Source organism: Congregibacter litoralis KT71 (assembly GCF_000153125.2).
In the GTDB taxonomy this organism is placed as follows: Bacteria; Pseudomonadota; Gammaproteobacteria; order Pseudomonadales; family Halieaceae; genus Congregibacter; species Congregibacter litoralis.
This window is the reverse complement of the sequence record NZ_CM002299.1, coordinates 68626-81046: the sequence shown is the minus strand read 5'-3', so window position 1 is coordinate 81046 and position 12421 is coordinate 68626. Positions and strand designations below refer to the sequence as shown.

Sequence of the window (12421 nt, the reverse complement as noted above, 5' to 3'; positions counted from 1 at the left end):
CACCCAAAAACCCCACACAGACTTCCACAAAACGCCGTGACAGCGCGCGGCCGCCAGTTGTCAGGAAGCGCGCCCCCGAGTTCTTGCGGGGTTGCCGAGGCTCACCTAGACTGGGTCGCCCGATAACGCTAATAACTGCACGTGGGTCTTATGAGTGACAGCTTGAGTCGCGCCACGCCGCGCCGCTTCAAAGTTCCGGATAACCGCTTGCACAGGACCAAGCACTACCTCGATGCCGGTCTGTGGGGTACTCAGACCCTGCATGGACTTCTTGCAAACAACGCGCGTAGCCACCCGGATCGCGAAGCGGTGGTGGATCAGCCGGATAAAGCGTCGCTCATGGGGGTTTCTCCCCGACGTCTCACCCTTCGTCAACTCGATGAGGCGAGCTCCGCCTGTGCCCTGGCGTTACAGGCTCGCGGAATCACTCCCGGCGATGCGGTGATACTTCAACTCCCGAACACCTCAGAATTGATTGTGCTGTATTACGCCCTCAACAAGCTTGGCGCAGTGATATCGCCTATTGCCGTTCAGTACGCCGCCCATGAGATTTCGCATTTTGCCGCCGAGCTGCATCCCGCAGCGTTTATCACCGTGGGCGAGTTGCGCGGCGCTGATCTTGCGGCACAGGCGCGCGAGGTGCTGTCGGATACGCCTGTGATCGATGTTCTCGCGGATCTTGATGTGTTTGCCGGGGTGGGTGGGAGCAGTGAGTCAACGCCAGAGTGGGCCAATGATCCCAACGCTATCCTGACCATCGCCTGGACCTCAGGGACCACGGGCACGCCCAAGGGCGTTCCCCGCAGTCACAATATGTGGATCGCCCAGGGTAGGATCACCGCCCACGCCGCCGAGTATCGCGATGGCGAGCGCTTACTGTCGCCCTTTCCCATGATCAATATGGCGGCCCTGGGGGGATTCCTGTTCCCTTCGGCGCTGTGCAACTGCACCCTGGTGCTTCACCACCCCCTGGACATCCCCCTTTATCTGCAGCAGTTGCAGGAGGAGTCCATTAACTTCACCCTGGCGCCACCACCGCTGCTCAATCGCCTCGCGCAGCAAGCCGAGATGTGGAATCAGTTCGACTTTTCTGCCCTGCGGGTCATTGGTTCGGGCTCTGTGCCCCTGTCACCCGCTATGATTGAGGTCTTTGAGAGCGACTTCGGAAAGCCCATCATCAACTTTTACGGCTCCAACGAGGGGATCGGGCTTATCGCGACACCCGCTAATTCCCCTTCCCCAGCGGATCGCGCGCAGCTCTTTCCCCGGCTGGGGGCGCCGGGTATGAGCTTTGAAAGCTTTGCGCCCGATGCCATGCTCACACGTATCGATGATGTAGAGACCGGAGCGACCGTCACCGAAGCCGGGGTTCCCGGTGAACTGGTCGTTGATGGCCCCGGGGTATTTGACGGCTATCTGAATCACGATGGTGATGGGGTGTTTACCGCCGACGGGTTTTTTAGAAGTGGGGATCTCGTAGAGATCTGCCCTGACAAACCCAGTCACTACCGCATCGTTGGTCGTTGCAAAGATATTATTAATCGCGGTGGCACGAAGCTTTCGCCCAGCGAAATCGATAGTTTGCTGGAGAGCATGCCCGGCTTGGCAGAAGCCGCTGTTTGCGCCTACGCCGACGACGATCTGGGGGAGCGGATCTGCGCCTGCCTTGTAATCTTGGAGGATAGTGAGGCGCCTACCCTGGATGCCTTGCGGGATTTTCTCCGCGATAAGGGCCTGGCTCGCTTTAAACTGCCCGAGCGCCTGGAAGTGTTTTCCTCCCTGCCCCGCAACCCCCTGGGGAAGGTCCTGCGCAATGCCCTTCGCGAGCAGGTGGAAAAGCGCTAAAGACGATAGGCTGTTAACGGGCAGCCGGTCGGGTGGGGAGGGCAGCTACGGCAGCGCCGCCCTGCCTTGCAAACAACAAGACAGGAAGGTTCACGAGTTGATAATTTCAGGAGTAAGACCATGACTGCGGTGTACTTGTTAGGCGGCGCCCAAACGGATTTTGCGCGGAACTGGAACCGCGAAGGCCTGGATATCTACGCCATGTTCCGTGAAGTCATGGAGGCGGCGGTGAAGGATGCGGCCATTGATCCGGCGCGCATCGAAGTGGGACATGTGGGTAACTTCGTGGCCGATCTCTTCTGCGGCCAGGGACTGATGGGAGGCTTCTTTGCCCATGTGTTTCCCGAGTTAAACGGCATACCCACCTCGCGCCATGAGGCGGCCTGTGCCTCGGGCTCCATTGCCATGTTGTCCGCCATGCGTGACATAGAAGCGGGACACTATGACGTGGCCTGTGTTCTGGGTATCGAACTCATGCGTAACGTAGACGGAAAAACCGGTGCTGAACATCTGGGTGCTGCGGTGTGGCATGGCGAAGAGGCCACTGACTGCGATTATCCCTGGCCTTTTCTTTTTGATCGCATCAGCGAGGAGTACGAAAAGCGCCACGGACTCAAGCATGAACACCTGGCGCGCATCGCGGAGATCAATTTTGGAAACGCGCAGCGAAATCCAAACGCCCAATCCCGGGACTGGCAGTTCCCCTCGGGTTGTTTCGGTGAGGATGACAAGCTCAACCCCGTGATTGAAGGTCGGGTCCGTAAACTGGATTGCGGACAGATCACTGACGGCGCTGCCTGCGTGATTCTTGTGAGTGAACGTGTTGCCCGGGAGCATGCGCAGAAACAGGGCGTCGCCCTTGGGGATGTTCCCCGGATCAAGGGCTGGGGCCATCGCTCGGCACCCCTGCTGTTGGAGCAGAAGCTTGCCCTCAGTGAGGGGCAGCCTCTGCTGTTTCCCCACGCGGCAGATACCATCACGGACGCCCTGCGCCGTGCCAATGTCTCTCAGATCACAGCGCTGGACGGCCTCGAAACCCACGATTGTTTTACTATCACCGAGTACATGGCCTTGGATCATTGCGGGCTTACAGCACCCGGTGAGTCCTGGAAGGCGGTGGAAGACGGCACCATCGCGGCGGACGGCAGTTTTCCGGTCAATGCCAGCGGTGGGCTGATCGGACTGGGGCATCCCGTCGGGGCGACGGGGGTACGCATGGCCCTGGACTGCGCGCGGCAGGTAACGGGCAAAGCCGGCGCCGCTCAGATTGCCGGCGCCGAAAACATGATCACCTTTAACCTTGGCGGCAGTACCACCACCTGCGCGAGCCTGGTGGTGGGTGTAGGTGGGGTATGAGGCGGGGTAGGAGACTAAGGCCTATTTAAAGCTGAGCCCCGTGTCCGCTGCCAGCCAGGCAAACACGGCGAAAGCGGCGACGTTCTGATCCAGGTCGTGGGGATTTATCTTGTCCAGGGTGTCATCCGGGGTGTGATGGAGGTCGAAGTAGTCGCGGCCATCCTGATTCAGTCGAAGGGAGGGCATACCCGCCCGCACCAGGGGTGTCAGGTCAGGACCGGCGCCCGGCGAGTCGCTGCTCCCAGGCGCAACGCCGATGGGTGCCAATAGCTCCGCCATTTTGTCCACCAGGGGCTGGGCTTCTGCACTGACCCGGGAATTGAGCTGCCAGATTTTACCCGCACCAAAGTCGCTCTCGGTGCCTATGATCTGCTTGTCGAGATCCTTTTTGTGGCGTTCGAGGTAGGCAAAGCCCCCCAGCAAACCCACTTCCTCAGCGCCCCAGAAAATCAGACGAATGCTTCGCTTGGGACGCTTTCCGCTATCAAGGATAAGTTTGGCGGCGGCTGTTGCGATGCCAATGCCCGCACCATCGTCAATAGCGCCGGTGCCGAGATCCCAGCTATCGAGGTGGCCGCCGATAATCACGACCTCATCCGGGTGCTCCGTGCCGCGGATATCCACGATGACATTGCCCGTCTCGCTCTCGCCGGTGAATATCGGCTGAACGTTCAAGCGTACGCGCATGGTCTCGCCCCGGGCATGAATGCGTTCGAGCTGATCCGCGTCGGGGTTGGACAGCGCCGCAGCGGGAATCTTCCCGATCTCAGGATCGTACCGCATGGAGCCCGTGTGGGGCATGCGGTGGGAATCTGTGCCGATGGAGCGGATGAGAATTGCCACGGCACCCTTGCTGGCGGCAATGCTTGCGCCGGAGCGCCGGAGGCGGCCGTGAAAACCGTAGGACGATCCATCCTGGGTTTTCTGCATGGCATGGGAAACAAAGGCAATCTTGCCCTCGAGACTTCCCGGGGCCGCGGCCTCAAGGTCTGCGAGCGTAGCAAAAAACGCCACATCCGCTTCGATGCCCGAGTCCGGCGTGGCTACGGATCCGCCGAGCGTCGTAAAGGACAGGGGCTGCGGGTAGGGGTCGATGAGCTCTGCGCTCTCTGCGCCCCGCTCCCAGCCCTCGATGGTGAAAGGCTCAACACGTACGCCGTCAAAACCCAGAGATTCCAACTTGGCAACAGCCCAGTCACGGGCGCGGGCTTCCGCGGCGGTACCCGCGAGTCGGGGACCCACTTCCGTGGTGAGCGACTCGACGATTTCATAGGCCATGGACCCCTGCATTGCCGTGTCCCGCAGCATTTTTGCGTGTTCGATGCTGCCTTCACTAAGCATCAGCTCCTGGTCCTGGCCCCAGGCCGTGGGTGTGAGGGCCATGCCCGATAGCATCAGGCAGAGCGCTGCCTTGAATGAATGTACCGTTACTCTGTTCATGAATTGATTCCTGATTAGCTCAGCGTTCAGTGTGCCATAGCCGCTGCTGTGGGAAAAAAGCCCTGGGGTCTAAATGAAGGTGGCTTAAGTCGCTGCCTGGGCTCCGCGAATGCCGATACGTACGACGCCCGTGGCATGAACCCGGGGTTCGCCGTTTGGGTTGAACACCGTGGCCTCGGCAAAGAGGTTTTTACCGATGCGACTGGTGGCGCGGGCGGTGACATAAAAACCGTCTTTTTCCACGGGCAGCGTCAGATCGATCTGTAGATTGCGCGTGGCGAAGTAGCCCATCTCGGCAAAGGGCAATCCCGTGAGGCCCAAAACAATATCAATAACGCCGGAAGTCACCGCGCCGTTGACGAAGTCCTGACCAATGCCCCCCAGATGATAGGACTCGATGGTGCGGACATCACCCCGGGGCTTCTCCGGATCCGAGAGGTCTACAACCAGACCCAGGCGGCGGACAAACTCCATTTCGTTGAACAATGCTTCTACGCCCTGCCAGTTACCCTCCCTGACAAGCTCTCCCATTGATGTCGACATCGTTATCCCTGTGTGTTGTGCGTGCTTTGCGCCGCACCATTAAAAAAGCCCCGTTTCCGGGGCTTCTGATTCCGTCCCTGAGAACGGAATTGGATGTTCGTAGTACTGTCAGACAGCAACCACGTCCTCTGCTTGGGGGCCTTTTTGACCGTCCGTGACCGTGAATTCCACTTTCTGACCATCTGTCAGCGTTTTAAACCCATCGCCCTTGATAGCACTGAAGTGAACGAAAACGTCTGGGCCGCCTTCACGCTCGATGAAGCCAAAGCCTTTGGATTCGTTAAACCACTTTACGGTACCGGTTACTGTCGACATACTTTTTTACCTTTAATTTCGCCGCCGCCTTATTTGTCTGCCGCGCGTTTTACGCCTTGGAGATCACTGTGGGCTAAGCGGTTTCTAGAGTACTTACACCGGATAACGACGTTACCTACTCTCTCAACCTTAAGCGCTTGCAGATGGTGCGGGTCTGAATGACCCACAGCCAGATGCCGACAGAGGAATGTGTCCCCGGCCTGCAATGGTGTAGGAAATAGAGAAACGCAGAGCCTGCGAGGGCCGTCGGTAAGATTTCGTGTTCAACAACGTGTGTACTTTTCGTTCTTGTGTCGGTGTCCGGATAAACCTGCTGCTCAAGGCAGCCACTCAAGTGTAGCACTACCCGGTACTTTGCGCTCGCGGCAATATGACAGGAAAACTCCGGCAGTAACGCTTATTTTACGGGCAGTATTTTCATCATATTGGTGCCCCCCGCGGTACCCACAACCTCCCCCCGGGTCATGAGCAGGGCGTCTCCCTTGGAGAGAAGGTCGTTGTCGCGCAGATATTCAATGGCACGAAGCTCGATGTCCTCCTTTTCGAAGGAAACCGCATCAAAGTAAAGAGGAATGACGCCCCGGCACAGACTGAGCTTTGAGAGCGTGCTGGGTTTATCGGACAGGGCAAAGATAGGCAGGCCGGAGCTGAGGCGCGACATCAGTAACGGCGTTGTGCCCGATTCCGTCAGGCAGGCAATACCACGGACATTGCTGTAGTGGTTAGCGGCATAAATCGCCGACATGGCGATGGTTTCCTGGGCGCTTTCAAACTGGCGTTCCAGGCGGTAGCGGGAGGTCCGTGCCACCGGGTGTCGCTCCGCTCCGAGAGCCGCATCCGCCATGGCTTTTACCACTTCCACGGGGTATTCGCCCACGGCGGTCTCGGCCGAGAGCATCACCGCGTCGGTGCCGTCGAGCACCGCATTGGCGACATCAAAGACCTCGGCGCGGGTCGGCATGGAGCTGCTGATCATGGACTCCATCATCTGTGTGGCGGTGATCACCAAACGGTCCCGGCGTCGCGCCCGGGAGATGAGGTCCTTCTGGATACCAATAAGTTCCGCATCACCGACCTCAACACCCAGGTCCCCCCGGGCCACCATGACACCGTCCGATGCGCCAAGAATGCCGTTGAGGATATCCTCGTCGGCCACCACTTCAGCGCGCTCGATCTTTGCAATTACGGCGACGGACAGATTTTGCGCTGCCAGCAATGCCTTGGCGTGCTCGATGTCCTCGAGACTGGAAACAAAGGAGATGGCAACGTAATCCGGTCCGATGCGGCCGAGTCCAGCGATATCGTCGATATCCTTTTCCGTGAGAGCGGGCGCGGCGATGCCACCCCCCAGCCGGTTAATACCTTTTTTCGATCCCAGTTTTCCGCCCACGGTCACCGTGCAGTCCACAGCGGCCTCTTCCACGTCATCGACGCGCAGGCGGATACGGCCGTCGTCCAGCAAGAGAACGTCGCCCTGCTCCAGACTGTCGAGCATGGGCAGATAGCTGAAGCTGACGCCGCGCTGGTCACCATCATCTTCACCAAGATGACTGTCCAGGCGGAAGCGGTCACCCACGCTGAGTTTAATGCTCCCCGCGCTGAAGCTGCTGATGCGAATCTTCGGGCCCTGGAGATCTGCCAGTATGCCCACGTAACGGCCATGCACGGCGGACTGCTTGCGGATACGATCGGCGACCGCAGCGTGCTGGTCCACGCTGCCGTGGCTGAAGTTAAGACGGAACACGTCAACCCCCGCCTCCAGTAAGCGGCCTATGGCGTCGGCGCTTTCGCTGGCGGGGCCGATGGTGGCTACGATTTTGGTGCGTCGATTGACCTTGGTACTCACGTGATGTTCTGACCTGTTCTCATTTGTAGGGCTTTGCGTTGTTTGCTCGGCAGTCCCTGCACAACCAGCGCGTAGGAGCTGTCGATCATGCGCTCGATCTCGCTGCGGGGAATGCTGCCATCGAGAAGCACCGTGTTCCAGTGGCGCTTGTTCATGTGATAGCCCGGGAGCACGGCGTCAAAAATGTCCCGGAGCATCATCGCCTCGTCGGGATCGCACTTGAGGTTGGTGCGCGCCACCCCGTTTTCGGTGCCCAAGGTGGCAAACATTTTATCCATCACCTTGAAGACAGCGACGCCGGGACCAAAGGGATAATCTTCCCAGCACTCCGGACGGTCCAGCAAATAATGACGCGCTTCATCGTAGTTCAAAGCGCCCGCCCCCGACAGTTCAAAACTTCAGATTTCTGACAATTCTGCCGAGTGATCAGGCTGAGTCTCCCTTATCTTGTGGCGAGCTGAAAAATATTCCGAACAGCCTAGGGTGATGTCCGGGCGGAGAACTTCAGGCTGAGCGCACGACTGCGGTCGGGGAAATCGCTGAACACCCCGTCCACCTGCAAATCCTGAAAAAACAGGCGATGAAGCTCGGAAAAGCTCTCGATCCCCGGGGGCAACTGGTCCGCCCGGAAGGTGTAGGGGTGAACGAGCAGACCCCGCTCCTGCGCACGTTTCGCCAGATCCGTCAGTTGCGGCACTCCGCGATCGTCGACACCGGTATAAAGCTGCATGAGCCAGGGACCGATGCCATCCGCGTATTGGGCTACCGCATCGAGCCCCTCGTCGCTGCGCAGCTTGTCGAAATCGACGAGCCCAGTCTCATCCCAGGCGTTTTCAGCGATGAGCTGAATCAGCGGTAGTACCGTTTTGTGTTCATACTTCAGCTGACGCAGGGCCTCGGGCTCAAAGCTCTGGAGAAACACCAGGTCCCGGCGCTCTGCCCAGCCGCTATCCTGAAGAACCTTCAGGACCGCTGCAGGCAGGTCGTGGCCTTCGCGATGATGAAAGGCGCTGCCCTTCATTTCGACATAGATCCCCGCGCAGTGATCGCTGCTGCGGTTCAGTCCGTCAATGAGGGCAATTTCCTCGGCCAGGGTGGGCACCCCCGACAGGCCCTCCATGGCGGGAAAGCGCTCGGGGAACACCGCCTTACCGTCTGCGCCCCGTCGTTCATGGGCGCGAAGTTGGCGAATCTCCGCCAGGGTAAAGTCGATGGCATAAAAACGGCCATCTTCCCGGGCGCGATCCGGAAATACCGTGGCCACGTTGGTCGTGGAGTCCAGGTGAATATCGTGGAGCACGATGGGCACGCCGTCGGCGGTCAGCACCACATCCTGCTCGATAAAGTCCGCTTTCAGGGCATGGGCCATGGCCTTGGCGGGCAGGGTGTGCTCGGGAAGATAGGCACTGGCGCCGCGGTGGGCGATGATAATCGGGCGTTCAGTTGTCATTGAGCACCCTCCCAAGCCGATGACGGTTAGCAGACAAAGCGACCCCAGGAAACCGAGAGACCGCGGGCGGGTGTTTTCTGTGCGCCCCACGGTCAGGTCGAAAAGCCGCCCCTGGGTCCCTGCCGGTACTTAGTTTTTGACCTGCATCTTGATGGTCTTTTCCGTCGCTGAATTGTAGGGAGGCAGCATGCCTCCCAGCTTGCCGATATTGAAGCGCGACTGGCGGTAAACGGACTTGGCATGGCTGAAGGTTTTGAAGCCGTCATGGCCATGATAGGAGCCCATACCGCTGGGTCCGACGCCACCAAAGGGCAGCTCTTCCTGCATGATATGCATGATGACGTCATTCACCGTGACACCGCCGGAGGTGGTGCGCTTGAGTACCGCTTCTTCTTCGTCTTTGTTCTTGCCGAAGTAGTAAGCACCCAGGGGCCGTGGATGGGCGTTGACGTAGTCGATGGTCTCGGAGAACTCCTTGTAGGTGCGGATCGGCAGAAGCGGGCCGAAGATTTCTTCTTCCATCACTTTGCTGCCTTCCGGGGGATTTACCACCAGGGTCGGGGGAATCTTGAAGGTCCCGTTCTGGGTGGAAAAGTCCTCGTTGGCGGGGTTGATGGGCGTGGCGGTGACGCCGCGCTCTGCCGCATCCGCCAGATAGCTGTTCAGACGCTGAAAATGACGCTCGTTAACGATGGAAGTGTACTCGGGGTTATCGAGGAGCTTGGGATACATTTCCTCGGTCACGGCCTTGAGAGTCTCCACCACCTCGCTCAAACGCTCTTCGGGCACCATGAGGTAATCCGGTGCCAGACAGATCTGCCCGGCGTTCAGCGTTTTGCCCAGCATGATGCGCTGGGCGGCCATCTTGAGGTCTACGTCCCGGGAGATAATCACCGGTGACTTGCCTCCGAGCTCCAGGGTAACGGGAACCAGATTTCGGGCGGCGGCGGCCATGATGTGTCGGGCGATGCTGGTGGCGCCGGTGAAAATCATGTGGTCGAAGGGGAGTCCGGAGAATGCCTGACCGACTTCCGGGCCTCCGGTGAAAATCGCGACTTCTTTTTCGTCCCAGGCCTCGGCAACCATTTCCGCCATGACTTCCGAGGTGGCCGGGGTAAATTCTGAAGGCTTGATCATGGCCCGGTTGCCTGCCGCCAAAATGCCTGCCAGGGGGCCAAAGGTCAGGTTGACGGGAAAGTTCCAGGGAGAAATCACGCCGACAACGCCCAGGGGTTGATACTCAATGGAGGAGCGACCGCCCAGAAGATTGAGAGGAAACATCGTGGGGCGCTTTTCCGGGCGCATCCACTTCTCGAGGCGCTTCATGCAGTGCTTCATGGGTGTGATCGACGCGGCGACGTCGGTCAGGAGGGTCACTTCCCGGGGACGACAGCTGAAATCCGTATTCAGGGCGTCGATCATTTTGTCCTGATATTTAACGCACACATCGATACCGCGTTGGAGGCGATCGCGGCGAGTAGCGGCACTGACGCTACCCTCGGAAATGTAGTCGCTGCGCTGCGCCTCAAGGGTGCTCTGCATGAGCATTTCGGCATCGGCAACATTTGTCGCAGTTTGCGGTGCGTTCATGGTTATTCTCCATTAATCGTTATAAGTTGTAGTGCGCTAGTATAGTCGGATTGCGCGTTTTCTGACCAATTCCTTGCTATGCGCACAGCGCGATGCTAGAAAGCGCCGATGTCTGATCGTAGTCCCCAGGATACCCGCACGCCGTCGCCTCCTTTTGGCTATTCGAGGGTCTGTACCCTCAGTCCCGACGAGCAGCTGGCGGCCGTAGCGAAGTTTCACGCGCACCAGATACGCCCCAATCGCATCGCCTATCGTCTTGGTGTGGACATCGCCGTGGTGGAGGCACTCATCGCCGGGGAGCTCGAACCGGAGCGTTTTGCAGCTGCCGTGGCGTCCAACCGCAAGCAGCGCTATCGGGATCGCATGCGTGACTCCACAGAGCGGCGCGGCACGGGGCGCTACGAACTGCAGCAGCAGATAGAAAAGGATTTTCAGCACGAACTGGCCATCTCGGCGCCGCCGGGATCGTGAGCCCAAACCGATAACCCACGGAGAGATCTATGAATTTGTCGCGAGCAATGCTCCCTGTTCTGACCCTGACAGTTGCCCTGTGTGGCAGCTCATCGGGCTTCGCTGCCCATCACGAAGAGCCGGACAGCGACGGAGTGGACATACCGGCGCTCCTCCATGCAGAAAGCACCGGGTCCGTGCGCATTGATGGAAAGACCATTGAATACACCGCCACCGCCGGCACCCTCGAGATGAAGGATGACGACGGTAAGGCCATTGCTCACTTTGGCTATACCGCCTACGTCCGCAAAGGCGGTGATAAAAAGACGCGTCCCATCATGTTCGCCTATAACGGTGGCCCCGGTTCTGCATCCATGTGGCTTCACATGGGTATTCTCGGCCCCCAGCGCACCCAGGTAGACGATCTTGAATTCAACACCCGGGGGCCCTTCCTGCGCGTGAACAACGAGTTTTCTGTGCTCGACAAGGCGGATCTGGTCATGATTGATCCCGTGGGCACGGGGTTCTCTCGCCCCGTCGGCGACGCCAAGGGGGAAGACTTCTGGGGCGTGGATAACGACATCGAGTCCGTTTCCAATTTCATCGCCCGCTACGTATCCGATAACGGTCGATGGCAGTCACCGAAGTATCTTCTGGGTGAGAGCTACGGTGGCGTTCGCTCCGGCGGTGTGGCCTACACCCTGCTGACCCGTCACAGCATGGCACTGAACGGTGTCATTCTGGTGTCGCCTTATATGGATTTTATTGCGGGTAATGCCTACACGGAAAACGATCTGCCCTTCGTTAATTACTTCAGCACCTATGCCGCGGCCGCCTGGTTCCACGAGGCTATCGACGAGCGCCCGGACGACCTCATGGCGTTTATCGCTGAGGCGGATGAGTTTGCCCGCGGTGACTACGCCACGCTGCTCCTCAAGGGGCACAGCGCCACGGCGGAAGAGCGTAACGCTGTCCTGGCTGAGATGGAGCGTTTTACGGGCATCAGTGCCGAGTACTGGGATCGCGCGAATCTTCGTATCAATGAACAGCGCTTTGCCAAGGAGCTCCTCCGGGACCGGCGCAAGACCGTGGGCCGTATTGATGCCCGTTTTATGGGGGATGGCATCGAGCACAATGCCGAGAGCTTCCGCTACGACCCCTTCTTCCCCTCCGTGGGCCCCGCATTCCTGGCCACCTTTAACGACTACTACCGCGAGGTCCTGGGGGTGAAAACCGATCGACGCTATGTGGGGTCAGCCGGCCTCTATCGCGATTGGGATCAGGCGCACAAACGGCCCGGTGGGGGCGAGGCTCCCGTGCCCAATACTGCGGTGGATCTGGCCCATGCCATGACCCAGAACCCCCACATGCGGGTGCTGGTGCAGCAGGGTCTTTACGACCTGGCGACGCCTTACGGCGCCACCAAGTACTTCATGGATCACATCAATCTGCCTCCGGCGCTGCGCGAAAACCTCAGCCTGGAACTCTATGAGGCGGGCCACATGATGTATCTGCATCCCGCATCCATGAGCAAGTTCCGCAAGGATCTGGCAGCTTTCATTACCGAGTGATCAAGCCCGGGGCCG

11 protein-coding genes are annotated in these 12421 nt (G+C 59.2%); 4 read left to right on the top strand and 7 right to left on the bottom strand.

Features of this window, described 5'->3' with window-relative positions; translation table 11 throughout:
• Window positions 1-150: 150 nt before the first annotated feature.
• Window positions 151-1845 carry a class I adenylate-forming enzyme family protein gene (locus KT71_RS00370; RefSeq protein WP_008293507.1) on the top strand — a complete coding sequence of 565 codons (1695 nt, stop codon included), beginning with the start codon at window positions 151-153 and terminating at the stop codon, window positions 1843-1845.
• Window positions 1846-1965: 120 nt separating this feature from the next.
• Window positions 1966-3201 carry an acetyl-CoA acetyltransferase gene (locus KT71_RS00365; protein ID WP_008293508.1) on the top strand — a complete coding sequence of 412 codons (1236 nt, stop codon included), beginning with the start codon at window positions 1966-1968 and terminating at the stop codon, window positions 3199-3201.
• Window positions 3202-3222: 21 nt separating this feature from the next.
• Here KT71_RS00365 and KT71_RS00360 read toward each other — a convergent pair whose 3' ends face one another.
• The 7 genes from KT71_RS00360 to KT71_RS00330 all read right to left on the bottom strand — a co-directional run bounded on the left by KT71_RS00360 (window position 3223) and on the right by KT71_RS00330 (window position 10385).
• Window positions 3223-4641 (bottom strand): M20/M25/M40 family metallo-hydrolase, encoded by a 1419-nt coding sequence (locus KT71_RS00360; protein ID WP_023660476.1) that lies wholly within the window; start codon window positions 4639-4641, stop codon window positions 3223-3225.
• An 84-nt stretch (window positions 4642-4725) separates the two neighbouring features.
• Window positions 4726-5184 (bottom strand): PaaI family thioesterase, encoded by a 459-nt coding sequence (locus KT71_RS00355; protein ID WP_008293510.1) that lies wholly within the window; start codon window positions 5182-5184, stop codon window positions 4726-4728.
• 108 nt (window positions 5185-5292) lie between these two features.
• Window positions 5293-5499: a cold-shock protein gene (locus KT71_RS00350; RefSeq protein ID WP_008293511.1), complete on the bottom strand. Its 207-nt coding sequence runs from the start codon at window positions 5497-5499 to the stop codon at window positions 5293-5295.
• 397 nt (window positions 5500-5896) lie between these two features.
• A complete protein-coding gene (pyk, locus tag KT71_RS00345; RefSeq protein ID WP_008293512.1) occupies window positions 5897-7345 on the bottom strand; it encodes a pyruvate kinase in 1449 nt (482 codons plus the stop codon).
• Window positions 7342-7716, bottom strand: coding sequence for an MmcQ/YjbR family DNA-binding protein (locus KT71_RS00340; RefSeq protein WP_008293513.1), 375 nt, complete (start codon window positions 7714-7716; stop codon window positions 7342-7344). The genes pyk and KT71_RS00340 overlap by 4 nt, the downstream gene beginning before the upstream one ends.
• Window positions 7717-7823: 107 nt before the next feature.
• Window positions 7824-8885, bottom strand: a complete 1062-nt coding sequence (gene glpQ / locus KT71_RS00335; RefSeq protein WP_274518431.1) for a glycerophosphodiester phosphodiesterase — start codon at window positions 8883-8885, stop codon at window positions 7824-7826.
• A gap of 39 nt (window positions 8886-8924) precedes the next feature.
• Window positions 8925-10385 carry a coniferyl aldehyde dehydrogenase gene (locus KT71_RS00330; protein WP_008293515.1) on the bottom strand — a complete coding sequence of 487 codons (1461 nt, stop codon included), beginning with the start codon at window positions 10383-10385 and terminating at the stop codon, window positions 8925-8927.
• A 108-nt stretch (window positions 10386-10493) separates the two neighbouring features.
• Here KT71_RS00330 and KT71_RS00325 point away from each other — a divergent pair, with 108 nt between their 5' ends.
• Window positions 10494-10856, top strand: coding sequence for a hypothetical protein (locus KT71_RS00325; protein ID WP_008293516.1), 363 nt, complete (start codon window positions 10494-10496; stop codon window positions 10854-10856).
• Window positions 10857-10885: 29 nt separating this feature from the next.
• On the top strand, window positions 10886-12406 hold the full coding sequence (locus tag KT71_RS00320) for a S10 family peptidase (protein ID WP_023660475.1): 1521 nt from the start codon (window positions 10886-10888) through the stop codon (window positions 12404-12406).
• The last annotated feature ends 15 nt before the right edge of the window (window positions 12407-12421 follow it).